Genomic DNA, 16,225 nt, shown 5'->3' with positions numbered 1-16,225 from the left:
TGGTTCTCAACCATAGTTGACCGAATAACGGGTTGGCTTGTGGTTCATGGCTAACACGACATTGAGCAGGATAGCACCCAGAATGGATAACCCGATGACTTCAGGAGAGACAAAGAAGAATGATGCGAACAAGATGCAACAATCGATGGCTAGTTGGGACTTGCCCACTGAGATACCGAACTTATCCTGAATAAACAGGCAAAGTACGTTGAAACCTCCGAGACTTGAGCGATGCCGGAACAGGATAAGCATACCTAAGCCCATCAGTAATCCGCCGGCAACCGCGCAATACACAACGTTGACCGTTTCAAGGCTGACGACCAGATATAGGTGATCTGCAAACACAGAGACTAAGGCACCAGAAATAGCACTGTTAAAGGCAAATCGTGAGCCAAAACGCTTCCACGCGAGTAAATAAAAAGGACTATTGGCCAAAAAGTAAAGCGTACCGAAGGAAAGTGACACAAACTGGTTCATAAGCAACGCTAAACCAGTGGTGCCTCCGGTTAACAGATCTGCAGATTGGAGGAAGAAAACGCCCTGAGCGACCAGAAATGTTCCGGTTAAAATAGCAATCCAATCTTCTTTGCGTGAGTGTTTTTCCATCAATTTGAAACTTTTACAGTAGATAATGGCGCGCATACTATTTAAAAAATGAGGTTTTCGGTAGCTTGAGAAGCAAATTTAAGGTAAACCTATGTAATTATCGTTTTACGGGGTGTAAAGGGAAAAATTGACACTTTTCATATTTATACGATTTAGAAAGGTGACAATATGACAATCCTCGTAGAACCACATGAAGAATCTGCATGAGAAAAAGTAAAACTTTCTCTTTATGACCAAGATCAAATTATGTAGAATGCGCGCTATTAACGTGATGCAAACGTTTGCGCGAGTCAGTTTGCGTAGATTAATAGGGTCATTAGTAGGTTTTTTGCAAATTTCAGTTTAAATCTGAGTCAGGAGATACAGATGCTAAAGCGTGATATGAACATCGCAGATTACGATGCGGAACTGTTCGCAGCAATCCAAGAAGAAACTCTTCGCCAGGAAGAACACATTGAACTAATTGCTTCAGAAAACTACACCAGTCCACGTGTAATGGAAGCTCAAGGTTCTCAGTTAACAAACAAATACGCAGAAGGCTACCCTGGCAAGCGTTACTACGGTGGTTGTGAATACGTTGATAAAGCGGAAGCTTTGGCAATTGATCGTGCATGTCAGCTATTCGGCTGTGAGTACGCGAACGTTCAACCTCACTCTGGCTCACAAGCAAACAGCGCTGTTTACATGGCATTGCTAAACCCAGGTGATACTGTTCTAGGTATGAGCCTAGCGCATGGTGGTCACTTGACTCATGGCTCACCAGTAAACTTCTCTGGTAAACACTACAACGTGATTCCTTACGGTATCGACGAAGCGGGTCAAATTAACTACGACGAGATGGAGCAGCTTGCTCTAGAGCACAAGCCTAAGATGATCATCGGCGGCTTCTCGGCTTACTCTCAAATCGTTGACTGGGCTCGCATGCGTGAAATTGCAGACAAAGCCGGCGCGTACCTATTTGTCGACATGGCGCACGTTGCTGGTCTAATCGCAGCAGGCGAATACCCAACGCCAGTCCCTCACGCTCACGTAGTGACGACGACTACGCACAAGACACTAGCGGGCCCACGTGGTGGTCTAATCCTGTCTAATGCTGGCGAAGATATGTACAAGAAGTTGAACTCCGCGGTATTCCCTGGTGGTCAGGGTGGTCCTCTGATGCATGTTATCGCAGGTAAAGCGGTAGCGTTCAAAGAAGCAATGGAGCCGGAATTCAAAGCGTACCAAGCGCGCGTAGTGAAGAACGCTAAAGCGATGGTTGCCCAGTTCCAAGAGCGTGGTTACAAGATCGTTTCTAACGGTACAGAGAACCACCTGTTCCTAGTTGACCTCATCGACAAAGACATCACAGGTAAAGATGCAGATGCAGCACTTGGTGCAGCAAACATCACGGTAAACAAGAACTCAGTGCCAAACGATCCACGTAGCCCGTTCGTGACTTCTGGTATCCGTGTAGGTTCTCCAGCCATCACTCGTCGTGGTTTCACTGAAGAAGATGCTAAAGAACTAGCGAACTGGATGTGTGACGTTCTTGATAACATCGGCAGCGAAGAGGTTATCCAAGCAACGAAAGCGAAAGTGCTTGAAATCTGTAAGCGCCTACCGGTTTACGCTTAATCTCACTGCGCGAATCATTGCCACTTTTAAAACCTCCCGCTGGGAGGTTTTTTATTTTCTGATTCTTTCCCTAAGCAAACCAACTGGATAAACCAGTTACTCCTTCACTTCCCTTATCATGCTGGTCACTCAATGATTGATAATTAAAAACCGCAACATAATCACAATGTTTTATATCTGTGATTGATTGGTATTGAGTTTAAATCTATATACTTAGTTTTAATTGGCTATTCATAAGGAAGAGTTGAATGCGTCCAACGAAAGAAAACCTGACCGCTTTGGTCGGCAAAAATATTGAAATGGATATGCGTCTCACGTGTCAACCGGAAAACAGCGAGACTGGCTATTTGGAAAAGCAGTATGGTGTGACCTTAATTCAGCGTGATGGCAAAGTAGTTTTGACGCGAGATGATTCCTCCGTTGATGCTGGTGTTTGGGTACCATACGCTGAAACCAAAGCGGTGGTAGGGCGTTACACAGGCAGTGGCATAGGTTGGTTAGCGTCTGGGCCGTTTAGTGGTTGTGAAATGGCTGTTGGTGTAGATAAAGAGCAAAACCGAGTTTTTGCTGCACATATTGCAAAGCAAAGCGGTTCAACGGCACCAGCGGATTATCGAAAATTCCGCACCGATGCGAAAGCGAGTGAGTTTTATTGGAACCGGATTCCGATGCCTTTCGAAGATAAGTTTTCCTGTGCGTATGTTTTTGTTATCTGTTCAACAGACGGCATTATTTCGATGAACTCGTTAGAAGTCGAAGTGACCAGCATGGGGGGAAGCAATGGTAAGGTATTGTCGGTAAGAACGTTCAAATAGTGGAGCTCTTGCCGTTGAAATGAAAAAGGTTGATGAAAACAAATCATCAACCTTTTTTGATTCTAGCTTGAGCCTATTTTGAAATGCTCAGTAGCGTACCTGACTTACACTTGAATGAGTAGTACTTACGGCTTTCGCTGAACTTGCCAAGACCTTCACCATCACAGTAATCGATGTTGATATCACGCATAGTCTCAAGCGTTGCTTCGCTGGTTAGAGCAAACTTAGAGCCGTCAGCACATACGATACGTACGCGGCCATCGTCACTGACAGAGTAAAGTTCAACCTCTGTATTACACAGCTCAAAAGAAGCTTCGCGGAAATTGTCCTGCTGTGTGTTAGACGCACAACCTGCTGTTAGCGCGGCGAGAGCAACAGCAACAAAACCTAGTCTTTTCATAATAATTCCTTGGAGATGTACTTTTTTATGTCGTTAGAGCTAAGCCTATAGAAGAGTTGTGTCTCATTCAAGAAACGAAACAAAAAAGGGCTGACTTATTTTGCCAACCCTTACGACTAATTAAAGTGATATTTAGCTTACTTCGACACCTTGTGCTTGTAGGTCAGCATGGTATGAAGAGCGAACAAATGGGCCACATGCCGCGTGAGTGAAGCCCAGTTCCAGAGCAATTTCTTTTAACTCATCAAATTCTGAAGGCGGCACATAACGTTCAACGGGGAGATGGTGACGACTTGGTGCTAAGTACTGACCTAGAGTCAGCATAGTCACACCATGCTCGCGAAGATCTTTAAGAACTTCAACGATTTCTTCTTTAGTTTCACCTAGACCCATCATTAAGCCTGATTTAGTCGGTACATCCGGATGCTGTTCTTTGAATTTCTTAAGCAGCTGTAGCGACCATTTGTAATTGGCGCCTGGACGAGCTTTGCGGTACAGACGAGGTGCCGTTTCCAAGTTATGGTTGAAGACATCTGGTGGGTTGTCTTTCATTAATTCAAGTGCGACATCCATACGGCCGCGGAAATCTGGGACTAGAGTCTCGATACGGATGTTTGGATTTTTGGCACGTATCTCACGGTTACAATCAGCGAAGTGTTTTGCTCCACCGTCACGAAGATCATCACGGTCAACTGAGGTAATAACCACATATTTCAGCTTCATATCTGAAATGGTTTGCGCCAGTTTTTTCGGTTCATCGGCTTCAGGAGCAACTGGGCGTCCATGAGCGACATCACAGAAAGGGCAGCGACGAGTACAGATAGCACCAAGAATCATAAAAGTGGCCGTACCGTGGTTGAAGCACTCTGCTAAGTTAGGACAAGACGCTTCCTCACACACCGAGTGGAGGTTATTCTTACGCATAGCTGACTTAATATCTTGGATACGTTGGCTATCAGCAGGTAGCTTGATCTTCATCCAATCAGGCTTACGCAGGATTTCTTTTTGCTCAGTTGGCATGTTCTTAACTGGGATCAGTGCCATCTTGTCGGCGTCGCGGTATTTAACGCCTTTTTCCATTTGGATTGGTTTACTCATGCTATCTTTACTTCTCTTTGCTTCTCATCGCGTAGGAGAGGCTTCTGTGCTGAATTCAACTTGCTCGTAACCAAGCAAAGCTACAAGTTCATCGACTAATGTCGCTTCAACCTGGGTAAGATCATCCGGTCCACCAAGCTGGCTCATCTGAACCATCTCCATTCCGGCATAGCCACATGGATTGATACGTAAAAACGGTGATAAATCCATATTTACGTTTAATGCTAAACCATGAAATGAGCATCCTTTACGGATTCTCAGCCCCAAAGAGCAGATCTTTTTACCATCAACATAGACGCCTGGTGCATCTGGTCGTGCCGCCGACTCTATATTGTAATTTTTAAGGGTGTTGATCACGAGGTTCTCTATATGAGTTACAAGCTCTCTGACCCCGATCTTTTTACGACGTAAATTTATCAGGAAGTAAGCCACCAATTGACCGGGACCGTGATAGGTCACCTGACCCCCTCTATCGCTTTGGACAACAGGGATATCACCGGTATTGATCAAATGCTCTTCTTTACCTGCTTGCCCTTGTGTAAAGACAGGGTTGTGCTCGACTAGCCATACTTCATCACAGGTTTCCTCAGTACGGTGATCTGTGAAGTCGTGCATGGCTTGCCAGATAGGTTCGTAATCTTGCCTACCCAGACGCTTCACAACAAGCTGGTTTTGCATTCCTGATCCTATAGTCAGTAAATAAAGTCTTGGGATTATAAACTGGTTCTGGTCATTGAACTATATACCAGTTACACATTTTTAACCCTTGGAAATATGCAGGATTATTATCTATATGATATTTAAAAAGAAAGCAGCTTTCGCTGCTTTCAAATTAATTTTATTTTATCAAATAAAATTATAGAACCATGCGTACAATGTCGATTTCACCCAGCTCTTTATACAGCGTTTCGACTTGTTCAATTGACGTCGCTGTAATGGTAATAGATACCGAATGGTAGTTGCCTTTGGCACTTGGTTTCACGCTAGGGCTATAGTCACCTGGAGCGTGGCGCTGGATCACTTCAAGAACCTTCTCTGGCAGTTCAGGCTTGGCGTAGCCCATTACCTTGTAGGTAAACGAACAAGGGAACTCAAGCAGGTCTTTCAGTTTTGCATCTGAGTTGATAGTCAACATTTTGAAACTCCAAGTTGAATGTCATGTAAGCAGCGCGGAATAGTACTGCCATTGAATCTAAATCTCAACATTCTCGCGATTTGAGCTAGCGAGAATAAAAAAAGCCGCGTGAAGCGGCTTTTGATGAATATGTGTTCTGGATTATAGGAAGCTCTTAATCAGCATCACAATGTAATCCCACAGACGGCTGAATAGGCTACCTTCTTCTACGTCTTCAAGAGCAAGAAGTGGGTACTCAGCAACATCTTCGCCTTCTAGTTGATAGTATAGCTTACCAACTACGTCACCTTTTTTAATGGGGGCTTCAAGTTCTTTTTCAAGCACGAAGCTTGCTTGAAGATTCTTCGCTTCTCCGCGAGGAAGGGTAACATATGTGTCTTGGTCGAGGCCTAGCGCAACAGTGTCTTTGTCACCCATCCAGATTTTTTCTTCGACGAAGGTTTCACCGGCTTTGTGTGGGGCAACGGTTTCAAAGAATCGGAAACCGTAGCTTAGCAATTTCTTACTTTCAGATTTACGTGCATTGGCGCTTTTGGTTCCCATCACGACCGCAACAAGACGCATTTTACCTTCTGTCGCAGAGCTAACTAAGCTATATCCCGCATTACTTGTATGGCCGGTTTTTATACCATCAACGTTCATGCTCTTATCCCACAGTAAGCCATTACGGTTATATTGTGTGATACCGTTGTAAGTGTATTTCTTCTCGGAGTAGATACGGTACTCATCAGGCACGTCACGGATCAAAGCTTGACCTAACAGTGCCATGTCATAAGGCGTTGAGTATAGATTCGAGTTATCTAGGCCGTGGACGTTAGCAAAGTGCGTATCTTTCATACCTAGGGTATTAGCCCAAGCATTCATCAGATCTACGAAAGCGTCTTCTGAGCCAGCAATGTGCTCAGCCATCGCTACACAGGCGTCATTACCGGACTGAACAATGATACCTCGGTTGAGCTCTTCTACTTTAACTGTGGTGCCAACCTCAATAAACATTTTTGAAGAATCAGGGAAGTTCTTTGCCCATGCATTCTTACTGATCGTCACATCATCCTGAAGTGAAATATTACCGCGTTCCAATTCTTGACCAATGACATAACTGGTCATCATTTTGGTCAGACTGGCTGGAGACAATTTGGTGTTCATCTCTTTTTCAGCCAGGATCTTACCTGAATGATAATCCATCAAAACGTAGCCTTTTGCGGCGATTTGGGGGGCATCCGGTACAACAATCGGAGCGGCAAATGAAGTGGATGCGAAAGTTGCAGAAAGCGCAATAGAAGACGCAAAAACGGATTTAATTAGCGTTGTTTTTTTCATATTGACTACAGGTTTATATTAACTGTCCATATCTTAACAGAAACAATCGCTCAAACCAGTGTAAGGCTTGCCCCACACTGGATTGAGGACTACTGGGATTTTATAAAAGCACTTGAATAGCCCATCAGCTTGACTTGTTCTAATGCTTTTTGTGTCAGCATATAGTCATCAAATGGACCTAGAAACACTCGATGAATGTTTTTATCCGAATTGACATAACTTTTGACTGAAAGTGTTTGACTTAAATCTTGTGCTAAAGTTCGCACTCTGTCTTCGTGTTGTGATGAAGCCACCTGAACAACGAACTTAGGCAGTGCTTTTTGTTTGTGAGCTTCCGTGGGTTTACCTACTGAGATGACCTCGATGGCAACATTTGCGGTTCCCGTACGAATCACATCCAGCTTGGTCGCTGCGGCAAAACTGAGGTCTATGATTCGACCCTCATGAAAAGGTCCGCGATCATTGACGCGCACAATGGCCGTTTTACCATTGTCTTTGTTAGTGACTTTAACATAACTGGGAATAGGTAGGGTTTTGTGCGCCGCCGACATAGAATACATATCGTACACTTCGCCGTTAGACGTTAGGTGACCGTGAAATTTTTTGCCGTACCAAGATGCCATCCCTTCTTGGGTGAAGCCTTGAGGCTCTCTGATAATTTTGTATTTCTCTCCACGCAGTGTGTAGTCACTATTACCGCCCAAGCTATAAGGTTCGTACTGAGGATTAGCATCTTCTATGTGATCAACAGAAATCGGTGAATTTGGGGCGATGTCGTCATCGATCGTGTATCGCTGAGAAGGCGTTGATGAGCAACCCGCTAACAGGATTACAGCGCATAGTATGCTAAGCAAAGGAGTATTTAGGGTCATTTAGGTTGCCTTCGAGAATGCATTTCTGTGAGTGTGAATCGACATAAGTATGCCAAAGCCGGCCATAAGAGTAACCATTGATGTTCCACCATAACTAATGAGGGGGAGTGGAACACCAACAACAGGCAGAATGCCACTAACCATGCCGATATTAACAAAAACGTAGACAAAGAAGCTTAGAACAATACTGCCAGCCATCATTCTACCAAAAGCGGTTTGTGCTTTACTGGCTAACACTAACCCTCGACCAATAATAAACAGATACAGACTAAGTAAAATTAGGATACCAATTAATCCCCACTCTTCAGCGATCACAGCAAAAATAAAGTCAGTGTGGCGCTCTGGTAAAAACTCTAATTGGGATTGGGTACCTTGTAGCCAGCCTTTGCCTGATATGCCACCAGAGCCGATCGCTATTTTACTTTGAATAATGTGGTAACCAGCGCCAAGAGGATCTGACTCTGGGTTAAACAGCGTTCTTACTCTGACTTTCTGATACTCACGCATAAGGAAGAACCAGAGAATCGGTAAAAAAGCACCAAGGCCACACGCTGCGGCGAAGATGATTCTCCAGCTGATCCCTGCAAGAAAGATAACAAATATACCTGACGCTGCAATCAGAATCGAAGTGCCCAAATCTGGCTGTTTAGCAATGAGGATAGTGGGAACAAAGACCATGACTAAAGACAGTACGAGAGTCTGGAAGGTTGGTGGCAGTGAGCGTTTACCAATAAATCGGGCCACCATCAGAGGCACCGCGAGCTTAAGCAACTCGGAGGGTTGAAAGCGGACAAAGCCCAGATTGAGCCATCGCTGGGCACCTTTGGAAGCTTCACCAAAGAATAGTACGCCGAACAACAGTAAAACCCCGACCATAAACATAAGCGGTGCCAAAGTTTCGTATGTTCGAGGAGGAATTTGCGCAAGAATGACCATAACACCTAGGGATAAGCCCATTCGCATAGCTTGGCGGTCCATCATGGCCAGACTTTGACCACTCGCACTGTACATGACTACTAGGCCAAAGCCCATTAAGACAAGAATACCGAGTAACAGAGGCAAATCGATATGAAAGCGCTCAAACAGCGCTCGGTTTTGCCCCGTAGCTGGATCAAAATCCATTATTGTTCTGCCTCTTTATCTTTTACTAATACATGGTCGAAGATACGTCTTGCGACTGGGCCGCCTTGTGATGATCCACCGCCGGCATTTTCTAATACCAAGGTCACAATTAGTTTTGGATCGTCGAGTGGCGCAAAGCCAGTAAATAGCGCATGGTCACGTAAGTGCTCTGCGATTTCATCTGCGTTGTATTCCTCGTCCTCTGCAAGGCCGAATACTTGCGCTGTCCCAGATTTACCTCCACTTATATATTTGGTGTTGTAAAATGCTCGGCGTACGGTTCCTTTCTTACCGTGGTTGACCAGTCTCATCCCCTCAATGGAGAGATCCCAGAATTTTTCTTTCACCCCAGTGATAGGAGGGTATGTTTCAACCTCCGAGAGTACTTGTTTATCAAACTGCTGGCCATTTTCTATGGTTGAACGCAGTAAGTGAGGAGCGATAACTTTGCCTCGATTGACCAATACTGAAGTTGCCTTCGCTATTTGTATTGGTGTCGCGGTCCAATAGCCTTGTCCGATACCAACCGGAATCGTATCACCCTGATACCAAGGCTCACGGTGTCGAGCCATCTTCCATTCTCGAGTAGGCATGTTTGCTTTGCTTTCTTCGTATATATCGATTCCTGTCTTTTCACCAAAGCCAAACATCATCATCCAATTGGAGATGCGATCTATGCCCATATCGTAGGCTATTTGATAGAAGAAGGTATCCACTGACTCTTCGATGGACTTAACGATGTTCACACGACCGTGTCCCCAGCGTAGCCAATCTCGGAAAGGCCTAGTTTTTGAGTTAGGAATTTTCCAATAGCCTGGATCGTTGCGTGTTGTGTACGGTGTTATAACGCCTTCTTGTAGAGCAGCAACAGCCATAAATGGCTTAATTGTCGAGGCGGGTGGATAAATACCTAGTGTTGCGCGGTTAACTAAAGGGCGGTTTTTATCATTGAGCAGAGCGCTATAGGCTTTTCCTGAAATACCATGGACGAAGGCGTTGGGATCATAGCTTGGGCTCGATACCATGGCCAAAACACCATTGTCTTTTGGATCAAGAACGACGACACTACCACGGCGCTCAGCCAGTAATTCATGAATGTAAAGTTGTAGATCGATATCCAGGTTGAGAACGATATCTTTTCCCGGGACTGGCGGAATGTATTTTAGGGTACGGATTATCCGCCCGCGGCTGTTAACTTCAACTTCTTGATAGCCCGCAGTACCATGAAGAAGGTCTTCATAATAGCGTTCAATACCGAGCTTACCGATATCGCGAGTGGCTTGGTAGTTCGCGTCTTTTTCTTCTCTTATCAGGCGCTGCATATCACGATCGTTTATGCGCGAGACGTAACCGATGACATGAGTCAGAACTTCACCATAAGGGTAGTGACGTTTTAAACTGGCGTTCACTGCTACGCCAGGAAACTTGTGCTGATTGACGGAAAACTTGGCGACTTGCTCTTGTGTGAGCTGGGTCAACAGTGGGACTGATTTAAAACGGCGAGTTTGGCGTCGCTCTCGCTCAAAACGTTCTATTTGTTCGGGTGTGATCTCAATGTATTTTTGAAGGCGAGCAATAGTCCCTTCCATGTCTTCGATTTTTTCTGGTGTGATCTCCAAGTTGAAAACCGGGCGGTTCTCGGCAAGCAGGGTACCGTTTCTGTCGTAAATCAATCCGCGGTTTGGGGCGATTGGAACCACTTTAATCCGGTTGTCATTTGAACGAGTTTTATAGTCCTGATATTGGTTGATTTGGATGTTGTACAGGTTGGCGACTAATAGGCCAACCATAGCAACGATACCAATGAAAGCGACAATAGCACGACTTTTAAACAGCCGTGCCTCTTCTTGGTAATCCCTTATTCGGGTGCGCTTTCGTAACATGAATTGATTATTCTCGGTGGTATGGGTGGTTTGCAGTAATGCTCCAAGCTCGATACAGACTTTCTGCCATAACGATGCGAACCAGAGGATGTGGTAACGTTAAAGCGGACAGCGACCAACTTTGGTCAGCCGCTGCTTTACAGGCTGGGGCCAGTCCTTCCGGACCACCGATTAAGATCGAAACATCACGACCATCAAGTTTCCAGTTCTCTAGCTGCTGAGCCAATTGTGGGGTGTCCCACTTTTTGCCAGGAATATCTAGGGTAACAATTCGATTACCTTTTGGCACTGCAGCCAGCATAGCCTCGCCTTCTTTTTGCAAAATTCTTGCAATGTCGGCATTTTTTCCTCGTTTCCCGGCTGGAATTTCAACAAGCTCTAGTGGCATGTCATGAGGAAATCGGCGCTTGTATTCTTGGAAGCCTTCTTCCACCCACTTGGGCATTTTAGTGCCGACAGCGATCAACTGAAGCTTCATTAATTTAGCTCCAGAGTTTCTCTAGCTGATAAAGCTCACGTTGCTCTTCCTGCATAACATGAAGAATTGTTGTTCCCATGTCCAATACGACCCACTCACCTTCATCTTCGCCGTCAATGCCTAGAGGAACTATCCCAGCAAGCTTAGATTCTTTTGCCACATGTTCAGCAATTGACGCTACGTGACGTTTTGAAGTGCCTGTGCAGATTATCATGTAGTCCGTGATACTGGACTTGCCTTGAACATCAAGAGTTTTAATATCTTGTGCTTTCATATCATCGGCTTTATCTACTAGAAAATCGTTCAGTTCTTCAAGTTGCAAGGTTATCTCCTCATTATTCGTTTTAGGCGCAAATCAAAGCGGCGTAGTATATCACGCTTTTTACAGCTTCACTTGCGGCAAGCACATCTCAGTACTTAACTGGTGTAATAGTGGCCAGCTGGAAGCGTCATATTGAGTTTTAGAAATTATTTCCGCTTTGGCAATTAACTGAATCAACTGGGATAGCTTGGCTTGAGTTAGCCGATTCAACGCCGCTGAGTACAGTGGTTTTTTGGATTGCCAAATTCTAAAGCGCTCAAAAACTTGCCCGATTGATTGAGACTGAAGGGCTTGTTGCATCGCCAAGAGTTGCGTGAGTTCTTTTTGGATAGTTCTGATTAAAATAACAGCTTCAGTACCCTCTGCTTCTAATTGACGAAGTACGCGCTGAGCACGGTTTGCTTTACCTGCGAGTAAAGCATCAGCCCAGTGGAAGGCTGTGAAATGATTGTGTCGGCTTAGAGATTCTTCCAACCGAATTAGGTTTAACTGACCATCTGGGTAGAGTAGAGCCAGTTTCTCTAAGCTTTGAGTTAAAGCGAATAAATTGCCTTCATGCCACTGAGCCAACATCTGAACTGCTTCAGCATCTGGGTTTAGGTTCAGTGCTCTGCAGCGTGACTGAACAAACTGGGGCAGACGGTTGAGGTCTGGGGTGAGGCAGTTTACCCAACAGCCGCGAGAGGACAGGGCTTTAAACCATTTAGCATTTTCCTGAGCTTTAGTGAGTTTAGTGCCAATTACGACTAATATGATGTCGTTATGTAACATCTCTGAAATGCCTACTAGCTCTTTGGCAATCGCCGCGTTTACCCCCGATTCAGGAAGTTCTAGCTCAATCAATTGACGTGATGAAAATAGGCTTAATGCTTGGCAACTGTCATACACTAAGTTCCAATCAAAGCTATTGTCTACTGCGAACCGGTGTCGTTCTTCAAAGCCCTGAGTGTAAGCGGCTTTTTGAATGGACTGACGAGATTCTTGTAGTAGCAGAGGCTCATTACCAAATACAAGATAAGCTGGGTGGAGCTGCTTATTCAATTGCTCCACCAGTCGATCAGCGAAGATTCGCATTGGGTGCTCTACTGAAGGTTAGAGTTGTTGTCAGAAGGCGTTGCGAACTCATCTGAAAAGTAGGTCCTTACGCGGTATTGCTCTTCATCGGCCTTTAACTGAATGTCCTGTTCTTCCATTTCAAGCTCATTGGCTTCTATATCGGCTTTTAATCGGGCCATCTGACGAATAATTTGCGATGCGGCCAGTTTGCGCATTTCGTCTTCAATCATATCCCGTTCCACTGACTTTGCCAGAGCGGTGAGTGGGTTATCCAAGTAGCTGCGAGTGACGCTGGTAGAAAAGGTTTTTTCACCCAACTCTGGAATGGTTACACGGTAAGAAGCTCGAAATGTTAGCTCTTTCTCGGCTGCACGCGTGTTTTGGTAAAGTGATAAGGTGCGTTCACCAACGCCTTCACCGATTAAATGGAGGTTGGGAATATTATCTGCTGGTGGAACGACTTCAATTTCACTCATGCGCAACTGACCTTTCATCATTCGAGTAAAGTTGCTGTATTGGTCATAACTGGTTAGCGACATGGTCTCAAGTTCATCTGGGATAGAGTAATCACCACGAAGGTGGAAACCACAGGCAGAAAGTAGGCTCGCAGTAAGAACAACACTGGCTAGCTTTAAAGTAGATATTGAAAATAGGCGCATTAGTGGATGTTTCTCGATTATTGGGATACTTATCTCAGGCTACTCATTGAATACACTGAGGTAAATAAAGCAGGGTACTATAATGAATACCCTGCATAAGACTTATTTATTTGCGATTAGTTCGCAACACTTTCTTAGTTTGCAACAATGTTAAGCAGCTTACCTGGTACGTAGATAACTTTACGTACGGTTTTGCCTTCAGTGAACTTAGTCACGTTCTCATCGTTTAGACCAAGCGCTTCGATATCTTCTTTAGATATGTCCGCTGGTACTGTTAGTTTCGCACGTAGCTTACCGTTAACCTGAACGATGATTAGCTTCTCGTCTTCAACCAGTGCTTTTTCATCAAAAGTTGGCCATGCTGCGTTGTCGATATCTTCTTGACCCAGAGCTGCCCACATTTCGAATGAAATGTGCGGAGTGATTGGGTAAAGCATTACAACAACAGCTTGTAGTGCTTCATCAAGGATGGCGCGATCTTGAGCTGATTCTTGAGGCGCTTTCGCTAGCTTGTTCATCAGTTCCATGATAGCTGCGATTGCTGTGTTGAACGTTTGACGGCGAGCGATATCGTCAGTCACTTTAGCGATAGTCTTGTGTACGTCACGACGAAGTGCTTTCTGGTCGCTAGACAGTGCAGATGCATCAACAGCTTCTGCCGCGCCTTTCGATGCGTGTTCATTAACAAGTTTCCAAACACGTTTTAGGAAGCGGTTAGCACCTTCTACGCCAGACTCTTGCCACTCAAGCGTCATGTCTGCAGGTGATGCAAACATCATAAATAGACGTACTGTGTCAGCACCGTACTTGTCTACCATCTCTTGTGGGTCGATACCGTTGTTCTTCGACTTAGACATCTTGATCATGCCTGAGTGTGTTACGTCACGACCTTCGTTGTCTTTAGCAGAAGTGATGCGACCTTTACCGTCACGCTCTACAGCAACGTCAGTTGGAGCAACCCACTCTTTACCGCCTTTGTCGTTCTCGTGGTAGAACGCATCTGCTAGTACCATGCCTTGACATAGTAGTTGCTTGAACGGCTCGTCAGACGTTACGTAACCTGCGTCACGTAGTAGTTTGTGGAAGAAACGAGAGTACAATAGGTGCATACAAGCGTGCTCGATACCACCGATGTACTGGTCTACTGGTAGCCAATAGTTCGCTTTTTCTGGATCTAGAATATCGTCAGCTTGTGGTGAACAGTAACGTGCGTAGTACCAAGAAGACTCCATGAAGGTATCGAACGTATCTGTCTCACGTAGAGCAGGTTCGCTGTTAAAGGTAGTCTTTGCCCACTCTTTATCAGCTTTGATTGGGCTTGTTACGCCGTCCATTACTACGTCTTCAGGAAGAATCACTGGCAGTTGGTCAGCTGGTACTGGGTGAACTTCACCATCTTCAGTGGTTACCATTGGGATGGGCGCGCCCCAGTAACGTTGACGAGATACCCCCCAGTCACGTAGACGGAAGTTTACAGTCTTAGTACCTTTGCCTTCTGTTTCTAGCTTGGCCGCGATTGCATCGAATGCTGCTTGGAAATCAAGGCCATCGAACTCACCTGAATCGAATAGTACGCCTTTCTCAGTGTACGCTTCTTCAGAGATATTTAGCTCGCTGTCATCAGCAGGCTTGATCACAGGGATGATGTCTAGGCCGTACTTAGTTGCGAACTCGTAGTCACGTTGGTCGTGTGCAGGTACTGCCATTACAGCACCTGTACCGTAGTCCATCAGTACGAAGTTAGCCACGTAAATTGGTACTTCACGACCGTTCAATGGGTGAATAGCAGTAAGGCCAGTTGCCATACCTTTCTTCTCCATTGTCGCAAGCTCAGCTTCCGCTACTTTGTTGTTCTTACACTCTTCGATAAATGCAGCAAGCTCAGGGTTGTTCTCAGCTGCGATTGCAGCTAGAGGGTGACCTGCTGCGATACCTACGTAAGTCACACCCATTAGTGTGTCTGGACGCGTTGTGTAAACTTCTAGCTCTTGCTGACCCTTAACTTCAAACTTGAGTTCCACACCTTCAGAGCGACCGATCCAGTTACGCTGCATGGTCTTAACCATTTCAGGCCAACCTTCAAGTTTGTCTAGGTCGTCAAGCAGTTCTTGAGCGTACTCTGTGATCTTGATGAACCACTGAGGAATTTCTTTTTGCTCTACTGGTGTATCACAGCGCCAGCAGCAGCCGTCTTCAACCTGCTCGTTAGCAAGTACGGTTTGGTCGTTTGGACACCAGTTAACTGATGAAGTCTTCTTGTAAACTAGGCCTTTATTGTAGAGCTTAGTGAAGAATTCTTGTTCCCAACGGTAGTACTCAGGTGTACATGTTGCGAATTCACGGTTCCAGTCGTAACCAAAGCCAAGAAGCTTAAGCTGGTTTTTCATGTATTCGATGTTTTCGTACGTCCAAGGTGCGGGAGCTGTGTTGTTCTTAACAGCAGCGTTTTCTGCAGGTAGACCAAATGCATCCCAACCGATTGGTTGCATGACGTTTTTACCTTGTAGGCGCTGGAAACGAGAGACTACATCACCGATAGTATAGTTACGCACGTGACCCATGTGCAGTCGACCACTTGGATAAGGGAACATAGAGAGACAGTAGAATTTTTCTTTGTTTGGGTCTTCACTTACAACAAAGGTTTTGTTGTTATCCCAGTGCTTTTGAACTTTTCGTTCAATATCTTGCGGGTTATATTGCTCTTGCATCGATGATATCCGGTTATCTTGGAAATTGTGAGTTCAGTTCGAACAGACATAAATAGATCGTCATAGAATACCTAAAGGAGAGGAGCACAACAATAGTCTACAGAGCTCAATTCTTCTGAGCGGTTAGAAGGAGG

Annotated in this window: 16 protein-coding genes; 2 read left to right on the top strand and 14 right to left on the bottom strand. The window is 45.2% G+C overall.

The features are described 5' to 3' along the window. Nucleotides 1-6: 6 nt before the first annotated feature. Nucleotides 7-606 (bottom strand): YitT family protein, encoded by a 600-nt coding sequence (locus CTT30_RS11595; RefSeq protein WP_252035218.1) that lies wholly within the window; start codon nucleotides 604-606, stop codon nucleotides 7-9. Between the two features lie 366 nt (nucleotides 607-972). Between CTT30_RS11595 and glyA the strand changes: the two genes are divergently transcribed. Both glyA and CTT30_RS11585 read left to right on the top strand, forming a co-directional pair. Continuing rightward, a complete protein-coding gene (glyA, locus tag CTT30_RS11590) occupies nucleotides 973-2,223 on the top strand; it encodes a serine hydroxymethyltransferase (RefSeq protein ID WP_252035217.1) in 1,251 nt (416 codons plus the stop codon). Between the two features lie 248 nt (nucleotides 2,224-2,471). Further along, nucleotides 2,472-3,038, top strand: a complete 567-nt coding sequence (locus CTT30_RS11585; RefSeq protein WP_239864959.1) for a hypothetical protein — start codon at nucleotides 2,472-2,474, stop codon at nucleotides 3,036-3,038. A gap of 73 nt (nucleotides 3,039-3,111) precedes the next feature. Here the strand turns inward: CTT30_RS11585 and CTT30_RS11580 are convergent, their stop codons facing one another. From CTT30_RS11580 to leuS, 13 genes are all read right to left on the bottom strand, one after another. Then, a complete protein-coding gene (locus CTT30_RS11580; RefSeq protein WP_239838359.1) occupies nucleotides 3,112-3,438 on the bottom strand; it encodes a hypothetical protein in 327 nt (108 codons plus the stop codon). A 132-nt stretch (nucleotides 3,439-3,570) separates the two neighbouring features. Then, on the bottom strand, nucleotides 3,571-4,536 hold the full coding sequence (lipA, locus tag CTT30_RS11575; RefSeq protein ID WP_239864957.1) for a lipoyl synthase: 966 nt from the start codon (nucleotides 4,534-4,536) through the stop codon (nucleotides 3,571-3,573). Between the two features lie 24 nt (nucleotides 4,537-4,560). Further along, nucleotides 4,561-5,214, bottom strand: coding sequence for a lipoyl(octanoyl) transferase LipB (gene lipB / locus CTT30_RS11570; RefSeq protein WP_239838357.1), 654 nt, complete (start codon nucleotides 5,212-5,214; stop codon nucleotides 4,561-4,563). Between the two features lie 178 nt (nucleotides 5,215-5,392). After that, nucleotides 5,393-5,671, bottom strand: coding sequence for a DUF493 family protein YbeD (ybeD, locus tag CTT30_RS11565; protein WP_114786547.1), 279 nt, complete (start codon nucleotides 5,669-5,671; stop codon nucleotides 5,393-5,395). Between the two features lie 141 nt (nucleotides 5,672-5,812). Beyond that, entirely contained in the window at nucleotides 5,813-6,991 is a 1,179-nt protein-coding gene (locus CTT30_RS11560) for a serine hydrolase (protein WP_239838356.1), read from the bottom strand. Nucleotides 6,992-7,080: 89 nt separating this feature from the next. After that, on the bottom strand, nucleotides 7,081-7,863 hold the full coding sequence (locus CTT30_RS11555; RefSeq protein ID WP_252035216.1) for a septal ring lytic transglycosylase RlpA family protein: 783 nt from the start codon (nucleotides 7,861-7,863) through the stop codon (nucleotides 7,081-7,083). Beyond that, a complete protein-coding gene (gene rodA / locus CTT30_RS11550; protein WP_239864955.1) occupies nucleotides 7,864-8,985 on the bottom strand; it encodes a rod shape-determining protein RodA in 1,122 nt (373 codons plus the stop codon). Beyond that, nucleotides 8,985-10,868 carry a penicillin-binding protein 2 gene (mrdA, locus tag CTT30_RS11545; protein ID WP_239864953.1) on the bottom strand — a complete coding sequence of 628 codons (1,884 nt, stop codon included), beginning with the start codon at nucleotides 10,866-10,868 and terminating at the stop codon, nucleotides 8,985-8,987. Before mrdA ends, rodA begins: the two co-directional genes overlap by 1 nt. A gap of 7 nt (nucleotides 10,869-10,875) precedes the next feature. Continuing rightward, nucleotides 10,876-11,346 (bottom strand): 23S rRNA (pseudouridine(1915)-N(3))-methyltransferase RlmH, encoded by a 471-nt coding sequence (rlmH, locus tag CTT30_RS11540; RefSeq protein ID WP_239875258.1) that lies wholly within the window; start codon nucleotides 11,344-11,346, stop codon nucleotides 10,876-10,878. A 4-nt stretch (nucleotides 11,347-11,350) separates the two neighbouring features. Next, nucleotides 11,351-11,668 (bottom strand): ribosome silencing factor, encoded by a 318-nt coding sequence (gene rsfS / locus CTT30_RS11535; protein WP_239838351.1) that lies wholly within the window; start codon nucleotides 11,666-11,668, stop codon nucleotides 11,351-11,353. 60 nt (nucleotides 11,669-11,728) lie between these two features. Further along, nucleotides 11,729-12,742: a DNA polymerase III subunit delta gene (gene holA, locus CTT30_RS11530; RefSeq protein WP_252035215.1), complete on the bottom strand. Its 1,014-nt coding sequence runs from the start codon at nucleotides 12,740-12,742 to the stop codon at nucleotides 11,729-11,731. Between the two features lie 8 nt (nucleotides 12,743-12,750). After that, a complete protein-coding gene (locus tag CTT30_RS11525) occupies nucleotides 12,751-13,383 on the bottom strand; it encodes an LPS-assembly lipoprotein LptE (protein ID WP_239864947.1) in 633 nt (210 codons plus the stop codon). 134 nt (nucleotides 13,384-13,517) lie between these two features. Beyond that, nucleotides 13,518-16,091 carry a leucine--tRNA ligase gene (gene leuS, locus CTT30_RS11520; protein ID WP_252035214.1) on the bottom strand — a complete coding sequence of 858 codons (2,574 nt, stop codon included), beginning with the start codon at nucleotides 16,089-16,091 and terminating at the stop codon, nucleotides 13,518-13,520. Nucleotides 16,092-16,225: the final 134 nt, after the last annotated feature.

Source organism: Vibrio coralliilyticus, assembly GCF_024449095.1.
GTDB classification, from domain to species: domain Bacteria; phylum Pseudomonadota; class Gammaproteobacteria; order Enterobacterales; family Vibrionaceae; genus Vibrio; species Vibrio coralliilyticus_A.
Note: the sequence above shows the minus strand (reverse complement) of the source record. Positions and strands in the feature narration are given on the sequence as shown.